Source organism: Schaedlerella arabinosiphila (assembly GCF_003885045.1).
In the GTDB taxonomy this organism is placed as follows: Bacteria; Bacillota; Clostridia; order Lachnospirales; family Lachnospiraceae; genus Schaedlerella; species Schaedlerella arabinosiphila.
The window spans coordinates 6,053,798-6,076,491 of sequence record NZ_RHJS01000002.1 but is presented as its reverse complement, the minus strand read 5'-3'; the positions used below and the strand labels follow the sequence as shown (position 1 = coordinate 6,076,491).

Genomic DNA, 22,694 nt, shown 5'->3' with positions numbered 1-22,694 from the left:
CCGCCGAATGCATTGACATTTTCGGAAAAACCATGTAAAATTAAAACTCGTGCAGCCGGGGTGTTAGCGGTACCTTGTACCTGCAATCCGCTATAGCAGGGGTGATATTACGCTGAGGGTGCTGATTTGCAAAGCTGCCCTTGGAAAGTGGCGATGAAGATCCGGGTCTCATGCGACGGGAATCTGTGAACCGTGTCAGGTCGGGAACGAAGCAGCACTAAGCAGAACCTTCCGGGTGTTATGAGGGTGCCTGGGTCGAGTTAACTGCCAAGGTAACGTTTGTGGAGATGCATTCGAAGCGTAATGCACGAAAAAAAATTCAGATTGCTTTTGTATATAAAAAACTGCCGTCGGCAGTTTTTTTGTAAACATATTTCTTTCATATAAACGATTCTTTTTGTAAAGCAAAGCCCGGTCAGCTTTTCTTTTTTGCTTTTTGCCGCTCCCGCAGCTCCCGGAAAAACTGCTTCATCATTTCGCTGCATTCCTCGGCAAGTACTCCCACTGTCAGCTCCGCCTGATGGTTAAATTCCTTCCTGTCCAGCAGATTCAAGATGGAACCGGCACATCCCGCCTTTGGGTTCATACAGCCCACCACCACCCGGGGAATCCGCGCCTGCACGATGGCCCCCGAACACATCTGGCATGGCTCCAGGGTCACGTACATGGTGCACTCCTCCAGCCGCCAGTCATCCATTTTTCTGCATGCTTTTCGGATGGCTGTCAGTTCCGCATGAGCCAGTGTATTTTTATCCACGGTGCGCCGGTTATATCCTCTGCCGATGATCTTGTCCTGACAGACGATCACGCAGCCGATGGGTACCTCCTCCAGTGCGTAGGCTTTCCGGGCCTGACGGATCGCTTCCCGCATATATTTTTCATCCCGTTTTATGTCCGCCTCCCGGCCGGTCTGTGAATTTTGGTTCGGATTCCTGTTCGAATCCATCGTTTTGTTCTGATCCATAGGACTTCCTTTCTGCTGCATTTCTTCCGGCCCAGGCATCCGGACAGTTCTTTTTCCCAACCCCATTGAATACACTAATGGTAGAAAAGACAAGACTGGAGGCAAATATGAAACCTGGTATTTTCTATCTTTATGAATATAACGGTACGAAAAAGCTGCGCAATGCCGGTTTTCTGAAAATCACCCGGTACTATCACTCCTGTACCCTGCAGCTCAATGCACGGGGGATTCCGGTATCCTACGCGGACACAATAAAGCTCTGCGCCTTTTATCCGGAAAACGAGCAAACGACATCTGCAGTCCTGACGGAAATCACCTGCGCCAATCATTCTGTTTCTGCAAGGATGAGTTCCGCGGAATCCCGTTTTCCCACCGGCCAGACGCTGGACACCATTAACGGATTTTTTCTGCCCCTTTCAAACGGGCACATTCTCGCCGCGGCCGCGCCCGGTATAGCTGTGGATGCCGCTAAGCTGCTGTCCGGCGAACCGAAAAACCGTCCGGATTCTCCTTCCCCGGCGAGAGAGCCCAAAGCTCCCCCGGAGCTGGAAGCAGAATCCATTCACGAATGCAATGCCGAGGAACCGCCTGAACCTGCCCCGGACCGAAGGGAGCCGGAACGGGAAAGCGATGCGGTTCTTTCGGAAAGCAGCCCCACAGAAAACTCTGGGCAAAGCAAAGAGAACCGCTTTGCAGAGCGCGGTGACAGACAACATTCTTCCACGGAGCAAGAGTGCAGCCACACGCAAAATCCTCCCCCAGAGCAGGAGTGCAATCACATGCAAAGCCCTCCCGCAGAGCAGGAGTGCGGTCACACGCAGAGCTCTCCCGCAGAGCAGGAGTGCGGTCACACGCAGAGCCCTCCCGCAGAACAGGAGTGCAATCACATGCAAAACCCTCCCCCAGAGCAGGAATGTGATCACGCGCAGAGCCCTTCCACAGAACAGGGATGCGATGACAGGCAGGATTCTCCTCCGGAGCAGAAATGCGGTACTGCACAAGATTCTCCCGCCGGGCAGGAATGCCAGACAGAGCAGGACACGCAGGCCGAACAGGCTTCCCGCAGCAGCCAAAACGCATCTGCGGACCAGCCATCCCATAACGTAAAAAAGATCCAGCGTTCCGAAATGTCGATCCTGCCCCGAAGATATTGGCACCTTGCCAACAACAGTTTTCTTCTGCACGGGTATCACAATTACAATCATCTGCTCCTGATTGAAAAGGACGGACACTACTGGCTCGGCGTCCCGGGCATTTATGACCCCCACGAAGCCAGAGCCGCCAGGCTGTTCGGTTTTCCTCAGTTCACCGATTCCTACAACGACTCCCTGCAGCTCACGGATGACGAATGCAATCCGAATGCGAACTTTGGATACTGGTGCTGTTACCTCAAGTCAAATACCCCGTAGCAAGCTGCGGGATATTTGACCCCCGCGGCAGCCGCCCAATCCATGCAGGCACGGCCGCCCGGCTCGCTGCTTCGCAGGAATAAAATGCAAAACGCTCACACGATCCCTCTCAATTCCTGATACAGCCGTTTTGCATAGCTGTCCGTCATGCCGCAGACGTAATCTGTGACAAGAAGCAGGCGGAGATAGAGCTTCTCCGCTTCGCTTTTTCCCTTTGCCTGGTGGCGGTAAGCATTTACATAATTGTCTGATATGAAGGAAACCACCCTGGTATCCATAGAAGTCGGCTTTTTATCCGTATCATAATAGAGGATCGCGGACACCAGCTTTTCCATCAGGAAATCCAGGATCACACCCTCCGCGATCTCCATTTTGTAGATATCATTGGAGCAGAATACCTTCTTGTATGCCATTTCTCCCAGCAGCTTCATGAGCGGCTCGCCGTAAGTGCCCTGGAAGAGATTGCGGTCATATTCGCCCTTCATGATCCTGTCATAGTTGGAAATAAACCCGTCTGTCGCGCAGTTAATCAGCACAGCCTGTAGACGGACCACCCAGTTTTTCACCGCATAGCTTTCCGGATTCCAGATTCCCTTTTCCTGCCCTCTCCGGTAATAGACCTGAATCTTTTCCAGCGCGTCAAAACCGGGGCAGCGGCAGCTCTCACCCAGCTTTTCCAGCTCCTCCACCAGCATATTGTATGTGATATAGCCTTTCACAAATGCGTCCTCAATATCCGCCGTGCTGTATGCCAGATCGTCGGCCGCTTCCAGTATGTACGTCAGCGGGTGCCTGCAAAAGCCTGTGCCTGTTTCTCTGGAAATCTCTTCGTATATCTCCCGCTCCGCATAATAGTATCCCATCTTCTTGTCTTTGATGTTGCCCGTGGACTTGTCGATCCCTGTAGACGGAACCGGATATTTTACGATTGTGTCCAAAAGGGCGCAGGTCAGGTTCATACCATTTTCATCCACCAGATAATGCAGCTTTGTGACAAGCCGCAGAGCCTGCGCATTTCCTTCAAAATGATAGAAGTCCGCCTTCATCTGAGGTTCCAGAATGTCTTCCACCGGTTCCCCGTAAAATCTGAGCCGCTTTAGGTTGCCCTCGAACCATTCCCGGATCGCCAGTTCTCCAAAATGCCCGAACGGCGGGTTTCCGATATCATGGATCAGTCCGGCGCACTGCAGGATATGGCAGATATCCTCTTTCATCTGCTGGGTAAACCCGGGATCCATATTTCCGGTCAAAAGCTTCTGCCCGATGTTCTGCCCCAATGATTTGGCAAAAGAGGACACCTCCAGGGAATGGGTCAGGCGGGTTCGTATAAAATCGCTTTTGTCCAGCGGAAAAACCTGGGTCTTGTCCTGCAGCCTCCGAAAGGAAGCGCTGCCGATGATACGGTGATAATCCTTTTCAAATTCACTTCTCAGGTCCGCGGACTTTTTTGCCGTATAAAAACCGCCCCGCATACGTTTTGCAGAAAGCAGCGTATTCCACTCCATGATTGATCTTCTCCCTTCGTTTTGCCTGTGCGGTCTGCGCCTGCCGGTCAGTCCAGATAAATGGGCGGCTCATAATCCCTGCCGAGGAGTGTTTTCTTCCGCTCCTGGTATCCAAGGAAGGCCCATTCCGTCATATCCGTCCAGCCGTGCTGGAAACGGTCGTATACCTGTACATAGCCGATCCTGGACGGATGCATCCGCACACTGTTGGTCTGATATTCGCGGCCGGTATATGGGTTCATTTCCCCAAGCTCCAGGTTTTCCTCCGCGTCCTCATACCGGATAACCGGTTCAAAATCCTCTGGTTCCGGATCTTCTTCCGGTTCTTCCTGCCCGGCCGCATAAATCGGTTCCGGATCTGTGGGCGCTGCCTGCGCCGGAACCTCCATGCTTACATCCGCCCTTGGATGCAGGGTTTCCTCCAGCTCGTCCAGTTCCTTGTGGATCATATACAGTTCCCCAATCGTCAGATCCCGTTCCTCCGCAGCAGTGGGTTCCTTCTCCTCTGCCGCTTTTCTGCCAAAATCCTGCTCCTTTGTGCCGGAAGCTTCCCTGTCCCCGCTTGCAGCCTTCGGTACATCATTCTGGTATTGGGACTCCACACTGCTCTCTGCGTCAACTGCGGCCCCCGGAATTTCCAAAGCCGGGTCTGCACCAGCGTCCCGTGCCTCCGTACTGCGGTCTGCGCCAGAACCCCGTGGCTCCGTACTGTAGTCAGTACCGGCACCCTGAGCCTCCGGTCTGCGCTCCTCTCCCGCTGCGTTTATTCTCTCCGCCGGGCCGCTCTGCCGGAGGGCATCCGAAGTGTGATTCTCTTCTGCGCCGTCTGCCGCTTCCGCTGCAGTTCCCTGGCTTCGGAGCTCCTGCCCCCGTGCCTCTTCGGTTCTGTCCCTGGTTCCTGTTATGGCATCCCACTTTTCTTCCTCAGCCTTCCTTGCCGCAGCAAGGATCGCCGCCCGGTCAATCCGCTTTGTCTTGAATCCTCCATATAAAAGATCTGCCTCATCCAGGTCTTCGGAATCCTCCGGATCGAGAATATCGATCTCCAGCAGGTCGTCGTCCTCGTCAAAATCCGAGTCTTCCGCAAAAGGATCGAAGGCGCCGGCTGGCGCCACAGCTTCTCTGCCCGGATCTGCCGCCTTGTCCTGGGCGTCTGCATCGGATGACGATTCTCTGTCTGTGTCCGCCATGGCTCCTGCTGCACCTGCATCGGATACCGATTCTCTGTCTGCATCCGACATCATTCCCGGGACACCTGCATCTAACGCCGCTACCCCATCTGCATCCGCGTCGGATGCCGCTATCCCCGGCGAATCCTGATCAAACACAAGCACCTGCTGGTAGTAGCCGTCCTCCATGTCATCCTTTTTCTTTTTCGGCTGCGCCTTCGGGTGCTTGACATATTTCAAAAGGAGTTCTTCCATCGGCTCCGCCTTTTCTCCCGCTCCGTTTTCCAGCGGAAAGATACTCAACTGAAAAGGACAGCCCAGAATCGCCGCGATCATCCGCATATCCTTTTCCTGAAAGTTATCCCTTCCAAGACGCTGTGTCAGATTCTGTCTGGACATTTTCTTTTTCGTGGTGGCCTCAATCTGTTCCGCCAGTTCTTTTATCGTCATGCCCTTCCGGCTTAAAATAATCTTGACCTGTTCGCCAAATGACAAATCTTCCATGGTCTTCCTCCTTCTGCATTTTCCGTCTATTTTTACTATGAGGATCAGTCTCTTAGAAATATTTCCGTTTCACACTGCACTTTTTTCATTTTATCAAATCACATTTTACCCGTCAACTATTCTTGCGAAAATCCGACAAATCCTGCGGCAAAAAGAAAATCGTTTACTGCAGCGCAAAAAAGCATGGCCGTCTTTGGCATCTCACCGCAGACAGCCATGCTTTTTTCCAGATCAAATTTTGTTACAGCTTTTCCAGCGTTTTGTTGGCGCCTATAAGCATCAAAATACTTTCTTCTTTCAAAGGTATATCCGGGTCGGGGGTGATCTCCACGCGGTCCCCATCCTTGATCCCGACCACATTCAACTCATGTGCCCTTCTCAGATCCAGCTCCTTTAAGGTCTTGCCGACCCAGTAGGACGGCGTCCTGACCTCCACCACGCTGTAATCCGGCGACAGCGCAATCCAATCCGCAAAATTCGCGGACATGAGATTTTTTGCAATCCGTTTTCCCATCTCTTCCTCCGGAAATACCACCGCGTCCGCACCGATCTTCCGAAGCACCGCCGCATGCCGGTTATCCCGCGCCTTGCACAGCACATGTGGGATTCCGATTTCCTTCGCCACCAGGGTTGCCATTATACTGGCTTCCATGTCCTCCGCAGCAGCCACCACCAGTCCGTCATAATTATTCGATCCCAGGGATAAAAGCAGATCCGGATTCCCGATATCCGCCTGCATGGCGTAAGTCACCATCTCCGCCACGTCATTTACACGTTCCATATCCTGATCCACCGCTACGACATCGCACCCCAACTGCTGCAGCGTGACCGCTACACTGGCCCCAAAACTTCCAAGCCCCAATACAATGAATTGTTTTTTCATAATCTGCCCGATTCCTTTCCAAATATAATCCCGAACCTGCATCCAAAGCAAAGGAGTTTCGCCTGCGAAACCCGCCTATCCTACCATGATCTGCTCTTCCGGCAGACTTCGTATCCGATCCCTTGGATGCGTCTTTCCCGCAAACATCAGCGCCAGCGTCAGCGGCCCCAGTCTTCCGATATACATCATAACCATCAGAACCGACTGGCTGATGCGGCTCAGCTGCGGCGTCAAATCCGCCGTCAGCCCGACGGTGCCCACCGCGGACGCAGTCTCATAGATTACATTTTCCAGCAGGATACTGTCCGGCTCAATGATGAGGATCGCAATCGTCCCGGTGATAAATACGGCAAACGCAACCATAATGACACAGAATCCGGTTCGGAAATTTGCCACCGTAATTTTCTTTCCCATACACTCCGTATCGTTTCCTCCCCGCACAAACGTCAGGCAGGCAAGAAACAGCATAACAAATGTGGTGGTTTTCACCCCGCCTGCCGTTCCGCCCGGAGAGCCTCCGATAAACATCAGAATCGCACAGAACAGCTTGGACTCCGCATGCAGCGCCCCCTGGGGTACCGTGAAAAATCCGGCTGTCCTTGTGGTCACGGACTGGAACAGGGACGCCATCAGCTTCTGCCCCGGATTCAGCCCTCCGATGGTCTCCGGGTTTCCATTTTCCACGAAAAGGACAAACAATGTCCCGGCAAGAAGCAGGGTCCCCGTCATCAGGAGGGCAAGCTTTGATTGAAGCCGCAGCCTGGTAAACCACCAGCGCGTGGGCACCTCTCCCCGGATCACCCTGCGGCTGGTGCCGATCACATCAAACCAAACCGTAAAGCCAAGACCGCTTAAAATGATCAGCAGGATGGTCGTCACATTGATGATCGGATTGGTCACATAGTCCGCAAGGCTGTTGTTTCCCAGAATGTCGATCCCCGCATTACAGAAGGCAGAAACCGCGTGAAAAACGGAGTATCCTATTCCGCGGATCACTCCGTATTCAGGAATGAACTGGAAGGCGTACATGACCGCTCCGGCCCCTTCCACCGCAAAGGTTCCCAGAATCACTTTTTTCACCATCTTCACGATCCCGCCCAGCCGGTCCGCCCCATAAGCCTCCTTGAGCACCACCCGTTCCTGAATGGTGATCCTCCGGTTGAGCAGAAATAAAAACAGCGTCGCGCAGGCGATCACCCCCAGCCCGCCGATCTGGATCAGCACAAGCAGTATAATCTTTCCAAACAGCGTAAACTGCGACGCCGGAACCACCGTTACCAGCCCCGTCACACACACCGATGTGACTGCCGTGAATAATGCGTCTATAAACGCGATGGGCTGGGTGTTGCTGACAGGCAGATATAGGAGCATGGCCCCCAGCAGAATCACGCCCAGGAATCCGGCCGCCGTTATACGCAGCGTATTCCATCTGATATTTTTCTTGTTCCTCATTCACCCTTCTCCCGCAAATCCAATCCTCCAGATACCATAGCTATTTTCCATTTTACTAGAAGAACGCCAAACCGTCAAGAAATGAAAAATACGCACCCTGTTCGGGTGCGCACCGCAATGTTGTCCTGATTCTATTCCACATCCTGCAGAGCAGCAAAATTCTCCTCTCCTGTCCGTATCTTTACAACCTTATCCACATTGTAGACGAAGATCTTTCCGTCTCCGATTCGGCCGGTATAGAGTGCCTTCTTCGCTGCTTCTATAACAGAAGCCACCGGGATCTTGCTGACTACCACTTCGATCTTTACCTTCGGAAGCAGCGTGGCGTCCATTTCCACCCCGCGGTACATCTCTCCGGCACCCTTCTGAATCCCGCAGCCCATCACCTGGGTCACGGTCATGCCGGTAACGCCCAGATCGTTCATCACCTTTTTCACTTTCTCATATCTGGAGAGTTTGGAGATAATAACTACCTTGAAAATACCCGAGCCCGCCGCTGCTGCCGGCATCTCCACCACTCGTACGGCCGCATTTCTCTGCAGTTCAGACGCAGACTCATACTCTTCGTTTCCAAGATCCGTATTCTCGTTGACCTCCATGGTCATAGTATTGGAAATGTCCATGATGCTGAAGCCTGCATAAGCGGACGGCAGCCCGTGCTCGCAGGAATCCAGCCCCACGATCTCCTCCTCTGCGGTCACGCGCAGGCCGACCGTTGCCTTTATAATGAAAAATGTAATCGTAATCGTCACCGCCGTCCATGCACAGACGCCCAAGACCCCCACGGCCTGTTTTCCCAGCAGTCCCAATCCGCCGCCATAGAACAGCCCGGTTAAGGTATCATTTCCGGGGGCAGAGGTTGTCGCAAACAGGCCCACTGCCAGAGTTCCCCACACACCGTTCATAAAATGTACGGCAACCGCGCCTACCGGGTCATCCACCGCCAGCACATAGTCCAGGAACCAGACACCGAATACCACCAGAAGTCCTGCCACCGCACCGATCACGACAGAGCCGAGTGCATCCGCCACGTCGCAGGGTGCGGTGATCGCCACCAGCCCGGCCAGGGAAGCATTCAGACACATGGAGATATCCGGCTTGCCAAACCTGACCCACGTAAAGACCATGCATACCACGGTTGCTATTGCCGGAGCGATGGTGGTAGTCACGAAAATGGAACCAAGCTGTTCTACGCTGACCGCCGCCGCACCGTTGAAGCCGTACCAGCCGAGCCAGAGGATAAACACACCCAGACATCCCAGCGGAAGGTTATGCCCTGGAAATGCGTTGACCTTTGTGACAGCCCCCGATTTGTCCCTGGAAAATTTTCCGATACGGGGTCCCAGGATCTTAGCTCCGATCAGCGCAGAGAGTCCTCCGGTCATGTGGATTGCACAGGAACCCGCAAAATCATGGAAGCCCATCTGTGCCAGCCAGCCGCCGCCCCAGATCCAGTGTGCTTCGATGGGGTAGATCAATGCAGAGATCACCCCCGAATAGATGCAGTAGGACAAAAATTTTGTCCGTTCCGCCATAGCCCCCGACACGATGGTTGCGGTGGTCGCGCAGAACACCAGGTTAAATACAAAATCAGACCAGCCAAAGTCCCCATAGCATGTAAAAATGTCAAACCCCGGCTTTCCAATCAGCCCTAGCAGATCCTCCCCCAGAAGCAGTCCAAAACCAATCAGAATAAACATAACCGTACCGATACAGAAGTCCATCAGATTCTTCATCAGGATATTGCCCGTATTCTTCGCTCTGGTAAATCCGGCTTCCACCATGGCAAAGCCTGCCTGCATCCAGAATACCAGCGCCGCGCCGATCAGGAACCAGACGCCGAACAATTTACTGTCCACTGCCATCATAATTTCTTCAGTCATAATGATTTCCCTCCTATTTTCAGCTAAACAGACATCTTCATCCATTAGAATCTCCTGTCCGTCCGCAAATACAAATGGCGGAGCAAAATCTTCTTTTTCAATAAAAGAAGCGTCTTTGCTCCGCCATATGCCATATGATACCGGCCCACGGTAAAAACCGTAAAACCAAAAAAAGAGACTATGAATTGTTTCACAGCCTCTTTGCTTTACATGTGGCATCATACCACCGCATTTCATGATTGTCAATGCTTTCACGCACCAAAACTTTACATAAATTTTATATTTGTAGAAATCATCTAAAACAGCGTCTGATTTTTCTTCTCTTTTTTCCAGATTCCACAACAAAAATCATGCTAATTGGACAGGTATTCTTCCAGGGTGATATCCTTCTCCATGATCTCTTTTGCCGCGTCTTTTCCTACATAGCGGTAATGCCACGGCTCAAAAACAATCCCTGTCACGTCGGATTTGTCCAGGGGATAGCGAAGGATAAACCCGTACTTCCAGCAGTTTGCCGCCAGCCATTTGGCTTCATCCGTCTCCGCCTGCTTATCATCCAATTCGCCGTACTGCCCGGACGTGATGTCCATTGCCAGGCCGCTGGCGTGCTCGCTGGTTCCCGGAACCGCTACAGACTTCTTGGTCTCCTCATAAGCCTCCAGAGGGGTCGAGCCCTTTGAGATCCATTCTGTCATCGTGGTATTGAAGACCTCCCTCTGGGTCTCATAATCCCGATGGGCAGAAACAATGTACATATTTAAGCCTTCTTTTTCCGCGTCCTCCAGCATCTTTTTTGCGTCTTCCACGATCCGTACATCTACAAAAGACCCTTCCCTGACCGCTTCCAGCTCCGGAATATACGCGGTATCCAGAGGATTCTCTTCATTGATCAGTACCAGGCTCCAGGAATCCTCTTTTGAAGAAAGCTCGTCGGCGCTTGCATCCGTATTTTTTTTCGAAACGCCTGATTTGATCTGGCTGGAAAGCTTTTCATTTTTTTCTGTCAGTTCCGTGATCTGCTTTTTGTACTTTTTGTCTATTCCGCCGATCCTGATCCTGTTGAAAACCAGATTCAGCATAAAACAGACAAGCAGCCCCGCCGCAAAACCTACAACCAGTACTTTTTTCAGCCGCTGCTCATATTTCTTCAAGAACCTCGCCCTACTATTATCTATACGCATATCGACCTCCTGATATGAACTGTATCCCTCGGTGATGCCTCCCCCCGCTTTATCCTGTGTGAACCCTGAGTAATTTTAAAAAATCTGCCTGTCTAACCTCCTCAATCCCGGAATCCGTAGAACATACCGCAATACGGTACGCGCCCCCTCCGGCGTCTTCTCTGTATTCCTTTCCTTCCGGTTCGTACTCTCCGGACTCTGTGCAGCCTGTCCCGCTCTCCGAAGGCACAAGCTCTCCGCCTCTCAGGACAGCCTCCCTGTAATGATACCGCTCCGGATAATTCTCCGGCTGCTTCACCAGGACTGACGGATTCCCCAGCATGATCTCAAAAGTATCCATCCCCAGCGCCAGCCCTTCCCTGGTGGCTTTTGCAAAACTCTCCTTGAGCACCCAATAGCGGAAAAAATACTCCTGCTGCAGCACTTTATCTTTTTCCCCGGCAATCTGTTCATACTCGGCAGGACAGAAAAACCGCCCGGCAATCTTCAGATTCGGTTCTTTCACCTCTTCGATATCGCAGCCGACTTTTACATGCCGTTCCGTACTAACAGAACACAGCACATAGTCCCCCGAATGTGAAAGATTATATGCTGTATCCGCCTCTATCCCATATTCCTTTTTCATCCGCTCATACAGAAGCCATACGCCGACACTCTGCGCACGAACCTGCTTCCCCTTCATACGGTCCGCCTTCTCTCTGCGGAAGGAAGGAACCTGTCCATAACACAGCCGGTAAAAATCTTCCTCGTATAGCGGAACGATACTGGCAGTCCATGTTCTGATCATATTTTATACCTGTTCCCCAAATTCTCGTTCCGGCCAATGCCCCGGCCGGGAATACATATGAACAAGCCTACCCTTTCAGATACCGAACCTCAAAGGTCTCAATGGTGATCGGTTTATTGAAGAGCGTCCCCTGAACACAGTCACAGCCCATCTCCTTGAGGATATTCAATTGATCCTGGGTATCCACGCCCGAAGCGGACACGGTTACGCCCAGCCTTCTGCAGACATCAATCACGGCCTGAGACACGATCTGGCTGCGTCTGTTGCCCACGATATTGTCTACCAGGCTGCTGTCCAGCTTCAATCCGTCAAATTCCATCAGTGAAAGGATGGTAAAGCTGGAATTTTTTGCGCCGAAATGATCCAGAACCACTCTCACATTGGCCTTGCGGATCTTGTTGCCCGTCTCAGCCAGCATCTCCTGGTTCATATCTCCCCGAGACTCCGATACTTCGATCTGGAGATACTCGCAGGAAACATGATACTTCTCCACGATTGCCTGCATCTTCTCCGTAATGTCATGCCTGCGCAGAGTGGAAACCGCAAAATTCACGGAGACGGGGATCATCGGCAGATCGTCCTGCTCCCAGCGCTGCAGCGTCCTGCACACTTCCTCAAATACGTGCAGATCCAGATGATAGGACAGCTTCGTCTCTTCCAACAGCGCGATATAACGCTCCGGATTCATAATGCCCAGATCCTTATGATGATAGCGCACCAGCGCCTCCGCCCCCACAACTTCATTGGAATGGGCATCCATAATCGGAAGAAGACATACGATAAAATTGCCGGACTTTAAGTCGTCAAGCAGATCCTGCTTGATGATCGGCTCATGATGTCCCTTGCGCAGGTTCTTATAGTACTTCTTCTTCTCTTCCCGCATCATGTCTTCCGCATCGGATACAAGGACATCTACATCAATATTGGACTTCTCCCAGGCATAACCCATTGTTACCAGCCCGAGACTGATATTCTCCAGCTTGGTATAGGCCGCCTGTACGCCCTTCATAAACTTTTCATAAGAAGTATTCTCAACAATAGCCAGGTATTCATCCCCGGTCAGTCGGTATACGTTGGCGCTTCGGAAAAATTCTTCCAGGATCTCACCTACGCGGATCACGACTTCATCGCCGTACTCCCTGCCAAATTCTTTGTTAAAATTCTTCAGGCCGTTGATATCCGCGGACAATGCACCTACGGACTTTAACTGCCTCTTCTTCGCTTCGGCCAGGTATGCCACGAAGCTGTTCCGGTTCAAAAGTCCTGTCAGATCATCATGATAGCTCAGATATTCCTGCTGCTTCTGGGTCTTGTGCAGAATGATTGCCTGGGAAATATACGGCAGTACCGCCCGCATCAGCGACAGGTCGCAGCCCCCGCGTCGTACATTGACTACGGCAAGTACCGCCGTAATGCCTTCATCCAGCTCCTGGAATACGCTGTAGCACTCGTCTCTGGTATCCGTGATCTCATGCTGCACCCAGCGCGGCAGATGTTCCGGTTCGAGCATCTTGATCCGGTCCCGCTGCCACGGAATATTCTCCGCACACCATTCATAGATTGTCAGTATCTCGTATTCATCCTTTTCAATATAATAAGCATATTCCGAATCATAATAATCTCTTACCGTACTCAGAACATCATTCATAATTTCAAGAATGGAACGCATCTTATTGTTGTCACCCATAAAACTACTCTCCCTTACCCCTGTAGAGAACTGCTTCAAAATAATCTGTACATTTTGCGCCTTTATTTTTACTGCTCCCGCACCTTGCGCCGTGTACGCGGTACTTGGTACGTGGTATAACAGCAACCGTTTTAATACTGCACAGGTACATTCGTTACGATTCCCAAGCTGCCTATACATAGGATATTGTAGTATAATGGTTCTGAAATTGCAACCAGAATCAGAAAAAAATATAATTTTGCAAAAATTTATTTTATTTCCTGAACTCAGGCCGATATATAGTATATATGGAAAAAACAGGATTGGTTGTCTGCCCGGCAGAATATATTTTTATGCATATCCCGGGTAAGAAGGTACTCGATTTGCTGTGCAAATTGATTACAGGACAGGAAGGAAAGGAGGGTCTTTTCATGAAAGTGACTATGAGGAACTGGCGGCCGGCGGCCGGCAGCCAGTATGCGGATCGGAACCAGTCTGCAGCCGGAAGCCCCTATACGGAGCAGGCTCTGGCTGTAAAAGACGGCAGTGAAGCGGAAAAGACGCCGGGTGCTCCGGTACAGTCGGTGACTGCGGCGGATCGTTATTTCAATGCGGGCAATGCGGCAAAGGATGATTTTTATCATTCGATCCGCGGACAGATACAGGATCAGTCAAGTTTTTTAAATTCGATGCTCGGAGAAGATCAGGAGGATTTCTTAAGCTCCCTCCTGGGAGAGGATGAGAAGAGCCTTTTAAGCGCCATGCTTGGAAAAGAAAAAGAGGAGAAAAGTCTCCTGGATTCCCTGCTGGGGCAGGCAAAGGAAAGCTCCGGTTTCAAGATGAACGTATCCATGCCGGACGATTCTACCGGACAGCTTGCAAGCGAGCTCGCCCGTTCGGAGACGAAGATGAACGTACTGCAGGTTTCCTCCAAAGCCATGCGCGCGCTGGGCACTTTAAAAATCGCATATGCGCTCAGCGAAGGGGAAGATAAGGAAAAAATAGGCCGGATGATCCGGCGTATGCAGAAGCTGACCCGGCAGATTCAGAAAAAGATGAAGAACCTGAACAAGGAGGAACAGTTGGAGCTGCAGAGAAAGCGCGCGGAGGAACGTCAGGAGCAGCAAAAGGAACTGGAGATCCGCAAGGAGATTTCCAAGCGCAGGAAAAAACGCCGCAGAGAGGAAAATCACTATGCGGCAAAGGAACTGGCGCAGGACCGGAAGGAAGCCCTTCAGGAGACCCTGGATTCCATAGCGGGCCTGGGCAATTCCTCCGCTTCTGCAGCAGCCGAGGGGCTGGTTTCCGTACCTGGCACCGGCAGCGCCCCGGGATCCGCGGCAGGGGCAGTGGCCGGGAGTGCAGCACCAGGCGGCAGCATAGCGGCAGACATTGGTTCGGCCGGCGCGGCGGCAGCGGATATTTCGGTGGATGCGGCTGTCTGACAGGGAATACTGAAGAGATCGGATTTTTACCGGCTTCTGTTATTGATCAAAAAGAATCCGGATATCCTGCACATCACTGTGTTTGATATCCGGATTTTTTATGTTCATTCTATACCGCTTCTGCTTTCCGAATGCACTTCCAATATCGGATTTCGGTTTATCTGGTCACAATATCCACCGGTACATTGAAGATCTTCGCCACCTTCAGGATCGTATCGATATGCCTTCCAGTCGCCGCCGCAAAGTGGTGGGTCGGTCCGCATTCGCTCCACTGGTTCACGAACTCCCTTGCCCCGCAGGTAAAGCGTGTCCGCATGTTGGTATCGCCGAAGGAAAGGATCTTGCCTTCCTCATTGACGCCCTCAGCCACGATAAATTTGAAGTGCCCTTCTCCGTCCTGTGTGATGGCAAGGTAAGTGACCGGGCCTGTGTACGGATAGAACTGGGTCAGGTAGCCGCCGCCGGTCTTTCCGTGGAATACCTTTACGATCTTCATGGTCGGCTTCTTGTCGGAGATATCCGCATCCCCGGAGCCGCTGTGTCCGATGATGGCAATGTCGTCGTTGAAGTCGATGGAGTACATTTCCGCAAGCTGCCCTGTACCGGAGATGGTTTTTAAAATACTCATCGCCATGGCAACCTTCATATCCCCTTCTACCGCACAGGCCGTTCCCTGCTTGATCAGCATGGAGAATGCCGGGATCAGCATACTGTCAAGGACGCCTGCCTTGCCCTGTGCAAATCCGTCATAGTGGGAGGCTACCAGTCCCAGCTTCTCATCCTTCACCCACTGCTCGAACGCAACCACATATTTTGCCATTTCCCATACTTCTTCGATGCTTCCGCCGCCCTCAATGTCGAAGGTATCCAGTATATCCTGAGCTTTCGCGCGGATCGCGTCCTCGTCTGTGATGTCATCGGCAATGGCCCACATCTTCTCCCAGTCAAACTGCTTGGTATAGAGGTGCATCCTCCTGTACAGGTTGGACTCGTCAATGTAGAGATCCATCATACCCGGATAGGGCCTTCCGATCTGCGCGATATTGGTATCCCGGAATCTTCTTCTCACCTGGGCTGCGCGGCACCACTCCTCGATCTCCGCCTGGACGCCCGGATCTCCGCCTTCTACAACGCCTGTGATCACCGCGTGGCGTTTGCCGTATCTCTCCAGGTCAGCCACCATCTCACCGACCGCGCCGCAGGCATAGCCTTCGCCCAGCCATGACGCGATATCTGTATGATCGTAGTCCAGCGCTTTCAGCTTCTGCACGTTCACCAGCACAACCGGAACATCCAGATCCCGCACTGCCGGGAGCATATTGTAGGATGTAGCGTAGGTCAGAAGCTGCATGAATACCAGATCCACGTCCGCCGCGCGGAACGCGTCCCCTGCTGCCTGTGACTGCTCCTTTGTGGTCACCATTCCTCCGTCGATGATCTCCACGGTGTCCGGCAGCGTCTTCTTAAACGCATCGTACTGTGCTTCGAACTCCGGTACCAGTGACGGGAACTGGGGCAGATACGCGCCTAAAGCGATGGAAAATACACCTACTTTTGCTTTTGTCTCAACTAACATGTTATATCCTCCTCTTACTCATAATATTTGATATCAAATGACGTTCCGATGCATGTCCGTGCAGCAGGCAGATCCGCGAATACGCCGTCCTGCAGCATCTGCACCGCGATATTTCCGATGGCGGTAGCCTCGGTGGGGCCGGCGGATACCTTCTTGCCGGTATACTTTGCGGTCAGCTCGTTCAGATAGCCTGCATTGGCGCCGCCGCCCACCACATAGATGGTGTCATATGTATTGCCTGTAATGGCCTCGATCTCCTTCACCGTCTCGCCGTAGCAGTAGGCCAGGCTGTTGTATACCACAGCGGAAATCTCCCCTACCGTCTCAGGCACCTGCTGATTCGTGTTGCTGCAATAATCCTGCACCGCCTTGATCATGCTCTTCGGCGCAAAGAAACAGTCATCGTTGCAGTCCACAATGGAGGCAATCTTCTCTTTAGAAGCACGCTCACAGATCTCCGCAAAGGACAGATCCTCTTCAAATTCCTTCTTCACGGACTGAATCATCCACAGTCCCATGATATTTTTCAGGAAACGGAACCGATGGTCGTAGCCGCCCTCATTTGTAAAGTTGGCCTGCATGCTCGCCATGGAGCAGTCCGCTTCTTTTCTCTCGATCCCCATCAGAGACCAGGTGCCTGAACTGATGTAGATCGCGTTGTCATCGTTGGTGGGAACCGCCAGCACCGCAGAGCCTGTATCATGTGTTGCAGGAAGCACAACCGTACAGTCAAATCCCACTTCTTCCTGGATCTCTTTTGTAAAATTCCCTACCACCGTTCCGGGCATGGACACGGGCAGGAACATTTTGGAATTGTATCCCAGCATGTCAATCAGCTCATAATCCCAGTCGTTGGTCTTGGGATCTACCAGCTGCGTGCTTGTGGCGTTGGTGTATTCCATCTTCTTCACACCGGTCAGCAGGAAGTCGAAGTAATCCGGAATCATCAGTATGGACCTCGCCTGTTCCAGGTATTCTGGATGGGATTGTTTTACTGCCATAAGCTGGTAAATGGTGTTGAAGATCTGTTTCTGGATTCCGGTTCTCGCATACAATGCGGAAAGTGAGATCGTCTCATAGACTTTATCATCCATTCCGCCGGTGCGGCTGTCACGATAGCCTACGGTATTGCCCAGAACCCTGTCCTTTTGATCCAGCAGGACATAATCCACCGCCCACGTATCAATCCCCATGAAGGAAGGGATCTTGCCAAGCTCTTTACACTTTTTGAGACCGTTTTTGATCTCGGCAAACAGCCGTTTTACATCCCAGCACAGGGTTCCGTCCACATTGTCCATCCCGTTTGGGAAGCGGTAGATCTCTTCCAGCTCCATCCGGCCATCCACCATCGACGCCAGCATGTGACGCCCGCTGGACGCCCCGATATCTACGGCCAAATAATACTTCTCCATTTTGTGCCTCCTTTATAATTTTTTAACTCTACGTTTATTATAATTAGTAAAAGAGCACAAAAAAAGGTCTCTATTTACTTAAAAATAGGACCCTATTTGCATTTCTATTCGACCAGGGTCGAAAAGATCAGAGGATATTTCGCAATGTTCTTCAGTCTGCACTCATACACTACATCATCCGCTTGTTCCATGATTTCCTCTAAAGTAAGCTTGTTCTCTTTTCCCTCAATCTCCAGGACACCATAGCTGAAACTGCACTGGTACTTTTTGTAGACTTCCTCCTGAAATTCCTTCATAATCTCGGCCAGCTTCCGATTGATCAGATCTGCCATATTGCCGGAAAGGACAACGCAGAACTCGTCGCCGCCAATCCGAGCAAAGGTATCGCCGCCGCGGAAGTTCTTCTTGACGATCTCCACGAAGCCCTGGATATATGCGTCTCCCTCGTGATGCCCGAAGGTCTCGTTTACATATTCCAGCCCGTCAAGCTGCAGATAGCAGATCGTTGCATCAAGCTCGTCTCGAAGGACGATTCCCATATATTCCTCAAAGAACCTGCGGTTTTTCGCTCCCGTCAGCGGATCATGGTATGCCTCGCTGTCCAGGTGGCGGGCGTTGCGCTTCTCATCCGTAATGTCGATTACAACATGAACATAGGAAGAGCGTTCCCTCCATTCCATCTGGAAGGAAGTGACACGGTAGGAAGTGCCTGCTTCTCCCTCCATCTCCCACACCTTATACTGCTCTTTGCCGTCCCAGTTTAAAAGATCGGTATGGAAAGAAAGACGGCGCTTGCAGGTCTGGCAGAAAGAACTGTCAATGCCTCCAACCTGCTTCCGCTTATTGCAGTATATGACCTCCTTGCTGTCCCTGTCCACAACCAGAAGCCATTCCTTCCGCCTGCTCAGCATCTCGATCAGGAACTCATTGTAGCCTTCGATCATCTCTGCCCGGCGCTCTGCCTTCGCCGCGACTTCCTTAAGCTGTTCTTCCCTCTCTTTTAGCTGCCGCGTCATCTCGTTAAAGGCATCGGAAAAATCTCCCAGAAAGGCTACATGCTGAGAATAATCTCCCTTTGTAACCTGCTGCGCCTGCCAGGTAAGGTGATTCAGATTCGCGTGCAGGTTCTTCAGATTCTCACACAGGAAATTGTAATCCTTCGGAAATTCCACCGACAGGTTTCCCTTCGAAAGCTCCGCCGAATATGCAACCAGCTCGTTCACCGCATTCTGCATGATCTGGAGTCCCCGCCCCAGATCCTTGAAGGGTTCGCTCAGCTGACCGACTTCAAAATTCTCAATCCATGAATCATAGAGAATCCCCCTCATATATTCGAATAAAACCTCGCAGTCCTTATTTGTCTCTGCTCCCAAGTTCATATCCTCCTTATTCATCTATATCTGCCCGGAACCGGCATACCCTGTCACCGGTCGCCCAGCAGTTCACTTCCGTCGCATTGTACGGCTTCCCCGTATATGAGGTAAGTATTCCGGCTAAAAATCCCTCATCATAGTTGCATACTGTCTCACCAAGGAGCGGCAGTCCGGAACAGTCGGCATCCTCAGAAACCGTAAGTACCATCTTCCCCGTCTCCTCATCAAACTTCTCAATCCTCAGGACACCAATCTTAAATTCTTCCAGACGCTTCTGAAGCTGTGCGGTAAACTCGGATAATTCTAAAGAGGAATCCAGATATTTTTCTGCAAAATATGTCCCCGCACGAAAACCTGCGCTCCGGAAAATCTCAATCTGTTTTTCTTTGCCGAACCTGGAAGCCAGTTCTTCCCGGATCGAATACTCCAAAAGCCTGTAAACAGCGACGGGCAGTTCCGCCCCAAGGTTCTCCCTGCCGTTTTCCTGTGCTTTCATGTAGTCCGCCAGATTCATTGTTTTCCTGTTTTTTAAAAAAATATTTTCTTCCATCATGTTTCCCTTTCTGAAAAATCTAAAGTCTGCTGCCTTATGATCAATCTGTCAGCCGTTCTTATTCCTTGCCCAGTTCCTGAGCGACCCGCTTCATCAGTTCCGGCGGAAGGAACGGCTTCTTCAGATAGTTGACCGCCCCCAGCTTGATCGCGCTCTTCACGTCATCCTCATCTCCTGAGGCTGTCAGAAAAATCACAGGGATATCTATGCCGCGCTGTTTCATACGTTCAAAGACCTCCATGCCGTTCATTTCCGGCATCTCAATGTCAAGAAGAACCATATCGATCTTCTCGCTTTCCAGTTTTTGAAGTGCTTCTTTTCCTGATTCAGCAAGAAGCACATTGTAATACTTCCCAAGGATCATTTTCGTCCTTACCAGATTCATCGAATCGTCATCTACCACTAAAATACGTCTCTGCATATAGCCGCCTCCCGGTTTCATTTTGGATTTCCCCATATTCCATAAAATCTATTGTAAAGCAGTATAGTAATAAAATCAAGTATATTCCAACAACCTTTTTGATCCGGTACTCCCAATGTGAGTCTGTGTAAACCGCAGCCTTCACAGCCCTTTTCTGTATTCCTTCGGGCTGACCCCGTACCGCTCCCTGAACTTCCGGTAGAAGTAGCTTGTATTGTCATACCCCACGGACCCGATAATATCCGCAATGGACAGCCGGCTGCTGGTGAGCAGGTAGACCGCCTGGTTCATCCGTTTTGCCTGGAGAAGCTCCTTATAGGTCTTCCCGGTGCGTTTCCGGATCTCCCGGCTCAGCCAGTATACGTCATAGTTCATCATCTCCGCCAGCTCGGAAAGGCTGCCGTCCTTATAGTGTTCTTCGATGTAATTGAGAACATTTCCGGTCAGCTCCGTGTCAAAGCGTGAGCTCCCGGTCTCCATCTTGTCCATATAGTTCAAAAGCTGAAGCAGAAGGAGCCCCATGGTGATCTGGTTGCAGCTCCGCTTATTTCCCATACCGTAGAAGATGGTCCAGACCATATTCTCCACCAGGTTCTGGATCGGCAGGACGTCCGCCACGTGGAAATACAGATACGAGGTCTGTTCATTTTTTCCGCAGAGCGTCCCTACCAGAAATTCCTTCAGCGCGTTTTCCTCCGTGCCCATCATGGAAAAGGCCATGTTGAAAAACTCCGGCAGTATGATGAAGTTCACCGCAATATCCGTTTCCCCGGCGGGGAGGATCTCCTGCTCTGAATTTTGGTTGAGAAACAAAAGGTCGCCTGGCTCCAGAACGACCTCATTCCCGTCAATATAGTGCGTCGTAGTCCCCTGGCACATGTAGATCACTTCCACATAGTTGTGCCTGTGCCTGGGGAATTTTACAAAACGGGTGTGGGGGCGCACCTCGATCAGCTTCCCCCGTTTTAGAAGCTTTTCGCTGTCTACGATCAGCTCCTTTTTCTCCGTGTAAAGCTGCTGGTCGATGCCCTGCCGCCCGTCCAGTATACTCTTCTCTTCTTCCGTAATTACCGATAATTCCCTGATTAATTCCTGATGCATACCGTACTGCCCCGCTCGAACCGCTGCACGACCTCCCTGGTCAGTTCCATATATTCCCCGGCGCTGCGGCTGTTTTTTCTATATGCCATGATGGGCACATGATTGTCCTGGGACCATTCCACCCCGCTGTCCACCCGGATATAGGTGTCAAATACCTTCACCCCGTCCAGTTCTTTCAGCGTATCCAGCGTCTGCCGGAAATAGCTTTTCCGGGTGTCCACCTTTGTGATCACCACGCCGCCTGTCTCCAGATTCGGGGCGATCTGCCGCACCTCCCCCAGAAATTCGAACATGTTGGCCAGCCCGAACATCCCCCATGGGCTGGATTCCACCGGGATGATCACCGCGTCCGAGGCGCACAGGATGTTCATCACCCATCCGCCCAAAGTCGGCGGCGCGTCGATCAGGATATAGTCATATGCCCCGGAGGACACGATATTTGCCATGCACTTTTTTAAAATGTATTCCCGCTGCCATTTGGTAAACAGCTCGTATTCGATAGAACACATCAATGTGGAGGATGGAATCAGGTCCAGGTTTTCAAACGGAGATTTCACAATAAATCCGGTCAGATCCGCCTGCCTGCGTATCCCTTCATACAGGTTCTTCTCACTGCGCGCGAAGTCCAGCACCTGTTCCTCCTCGAACAGAGACAGCGATAAATTCAGCTGCATGTCCCCGTCCACCAGCAGTACTTTTTTCCCAAGGGCCGACAGGCCGTAGCCCACGTTGGAGCATGTAGTGGATTTTCCGCTTCCGCCCTTATTGTTCGCAAAACAGATCACCTTCGTGCCGGTCATCTTTCTCCCCTCCGTTTCCGTTCTTCCTTCCACTCCAGGGATGCCGGGGCGTCCCCGAAATGTTTCTTCACCAGACGGCAGTATTCCTGATATGCCGGAACATCATGAAAAGCCCCGTCCAGAGCTTCCATCACACCCTTATAGTACCAGCCGATGGCATGCTTGCTGTGCATCCGAAACTGCATCCACAGGTTTTCACCCAGAACCGGATAATCCCGGTCGATGTCCCGCATATTGGAAAGCTTGTCTGCCAGGGCGATCATCTGCAGTTCCCTGGATTCCGTTTTCAGATGGCGGATTGTAGTCCCCTTCCGCTCTTCCCAGGTCTTGGATTTATCTTCGCTCTCACCTGCCACCAGTGACGCCACCCGTTCTCCGAAACGGCTGCGCAGAACCTCTTCCGTCACACCCGCGCAGTCCTCAATCGTATCGTGCAGGACGGCGGCGGCGATCACCTCCTCATCCTTTGTCATACCCGCTACAATCTCCGCCACCTCCATCGGGTGAACAATATATGGTTTCTTTGTTCCTTTTCGTACCTGTCCTTCATGCGCCTTTGCCGCAAACTCTGATGCCTCCTGAAACATATCCCGGTCCTCCTTGCCTTTGT

Annotated in this window: 19 protein-coding genes and 1 other RNA gene; 3 read left to right on the top strand and 17 right to left on the bottom strand. The window is 51.7% G+C overall.

The window, feature by feature from the left end:
• The first annotated feature begins 47 nt into the window (after positions 1-47).
• Positions 48-311, top strand: an RNA gene (gene ffs / locus EBB54_RS28480) — signal recognition particle sRNA large type.
• A 104-nt stretch (positions 312-415) separates the two neighbouring features.
• Here the strand turns inward: ffs and tadA are convergent.
• On the bottom strand, positions 416-892 hold the full coding sequence (tadA, locus tag EBB54_RS28475; RefSeq protein ID WP_125131102.1) for a tRNA adenosine(34) deaminase TadA: 477 nt from the start codon (positions 890-892) through the stop codon (positions 416-418).
• 179 nt (positions 893-1,071) lie between these two features.
• Here tadA and EBB54_RS28470 point away from each other — a divergent pair, with 179 nt between their 5' ends.
• Positions 1,072-2,373, top strand: coding sequence for a DUF6128 domain-containing protein (locus tag EBB54_RS28470; protein ID WP_125130145.1), 1,302 nt, complete (start codon positions 1,072-1,074; stop codon positions 2,371-2,373).
• A 95-nt stretch (positions 2,374-2,468) separates the two neighbouring features.
• Here EBB54_RS28470 and EBB54_RS28465 read toward each other — a convergent pair whose 3' ends face one another.
• From EBB54_RS28465 to EBB54_RS28430, 8 genes are all read right to left on the bottom strand, one after another.
• Positions 2,469-3,878, bottom strand: a complete 1,410-nt coding sequence (locus EBB54_RS28465) for a deoxyguanosinetriphosphate triphosphohydrolase (RefSeq protein WP_125130143.1) — start codon at positions 3,876-3,878, stop codon at positions 2,469-2,471.
• 47 nt (positions 3,879-3,925) lie between these two features.
• A complete protein-coding gene (locus EBB54_RS28460; protein WP_125130141.1) occupies positions 3,926-5,551 on the bottom strand; it encodes a helix-turn-helix domain-containing protein in 1,626 nt (541 codons plus the stop codon).
• Positions 5,552-5,792: 241 nt separating this feature from the next.
• Entirely contained in the window at positions 5,793-6,434 is a 642-nt protein-coding gene (locus tag EBB54_RS28455; RefSeq protein WP_004080481.1) for a potassium channel family protein, read from the bottom strand.
• Between the two features lie 75 nt (positions 6,435-6,509).
• On the bottom strand, positions 6,510-7,886 hold the full coding sequence (locus EBB54_RS28450) for a TrkH family potassium uptake protein (RefSeq protein WP_125130139.1): 1,377 nt from the start codon (positions 7,884-7,886) through the stop codon (positions 6,510-6,512).
• 131 nt (positions 7,887-8,017) lie between these two features.
• Positions 8,018-9,769, bottom strand: coding sequence for an ammonium transporter (locus EBB54_RS28445; RefSeq protein WP_125130137.1), 1,752 nt, complete (start codon positions 9,767-9,769; stop codon positions 8,018-8,020).
• A 353-nt stretch (positions 9,770-10,122) separates the two neighbouring features.
• Positions 10,123-10,950, bottom strand: a complete 828-nt coding sequence (locus EBB54_RS28440) for a M15 family metallopeptidase (RefSeq protein ID WP_125130135.1) — start codon at positions 10,948-10,950, stop codon at positions 10,123-10,125.
• A 49-nt stretch (positions 10,951-10,999) separates the two neighbouring features.
• Positions 11,000-11,737, bottom strand: a complete 738-nt coding sequence (locus EBB54_RS28435) for a 4'-phosphopantetheinyl transferase family protein (protein WP_125130133.1) — start codon at positions 11,735-11,737, stop codon at positions 11,000-11,002.
• A gap of 67 nt (positions 11,738-11,804) precedes the next feature.
• Entirely contained in the window at positions 11,805-13,424 is a 1,620-nt protein-coding gene (locus EBB54_RS28430) for an EAL domain-containing protein (protein ID WP_044990768.1), read from the bottom strand.
• A 410-nt stretch (positions 13,425-13,834) separates the two neighbouring features.
• Between EBB54_RS28430 and EBB54_RS28425 the strand changes: the two genes are divergently transcribed.
• Positions 13,835-14,848 carry a hypothetical protein gene (locus EBB54_RS28425; protein WP_125130131.1) on the top strand — a complete coding sequence of 338 codons (1,014 nt, stop codon included), beginning with the start codon at positions 13,835-13,837 and terminating at the stop codon, positions 14,846-14,848.
• Positions 14,849-15,005: 157 nt separating this feature from the next.
• Here EBB54_RS28425 and EBB54_RS28420 read toward each other — a convergent pair whose 3' ends face one another.
• The 8 genes from EBB54_RS28420 to EBB54_RS28385 form a co-directional block, all read right to left on the bottom strand.
• Entirely contained in the window at positions 15,006-16,424 is a 1,419-nt protein-coding gene (locus EBB54_RS28420; RefSeq protein ID WP_125130129.1) for an arabinose isomerase, read from the bottom strand.
• 14 nt (positions 16,425-16,438) lie between these two features.
• Positions 16,439-17,836: a rhamnulokinase gene (gene rhaB, locus EBB54_RS28415; protein WP_125130126.1), complete on the bottom strand. Its 1,398-nt coding sequence runs from the start codon at positions 17,834-17,836 to the stop codon at positions 16,439-16,441.
• A gap of 104 nt (positions 17,837-17,940) precedes the next feature.
• Entirely contained in the window at positions 17,941-19,215 is a 1,275-nt protein-coding gene (locus tag EBB54_RS28410) for a sensor domain-containing diguanylate cyclase (RefSeq protein WP_243127851.1), read from the bottom strand.
• 7 nt (positions 19,216-19,222) lie between these two features.
• Positions 19,223-19,762, bottom strand: coding sequence for a V4R domain-containing protein (locus EBB54_RS28405; RefSeq protein ID WP_125130122.1), 540 nt, complete (start codon positions 19,760-19,762; stop codon positions 19,223-19,225).
• Between the two features lie 58 nt (positions 19,763-19,820).
• Positions 19,821-20,183 carry a response regulator gene (locus EBB54_RS28400; protein WP_125130120.1) on the bottom strand — a complete coding sequence of 121 codons (363 nt, stop codon included), beginning with the start codon at positions 20,181-20,183 and terminating at the stop codon, positions 19,821-19,823.
• A gap of 141 nt (positions 20,184-20,324) precedes the next feature.
• On the bottom strand, positions 20,325-21,284 hold the full coding sequence (locus tag EBB54_RS28395; RefSeq protein ID WP_004080459.1) for an AraC family transcriptional regulator: 960 nt from the start codon (positions 21,282-21,284) through the stop codon (positions 20,325-20,327).
• Positions 21,269-22,084 (bottom strand): ParA family protein, encoded by an 816-nt coding sequence (locus EBB54_RS28390; RefSeq protein ID WP_125130118.1) that lies wholly within the window; start codon positions 22,082-22,084, stop codon positions 21,269-21,271. The genes EBB54_RS28395 and EBB54_RS28390 overlap by 16 nt, the downstream gene beginning before the upstream one ends.
• The gene (locus EBB54_RS28385; protein WP_125131099.1) at positions 22,081-22,671 is read right to left on the bottom strand and encodes an HD domain-containing protein; all 591 of its coding nucleotides are present in this window, start codon (positions 22,669-22,671) and stop codon (positions 22,081-22,083) included. Before EBB54_RS28385 ends, EBB54_RS28390 begins: the two co-directional genes overlap by 4 nt.
• Positions 22,672-22,694: the final 23 nt, after the last annotated feature.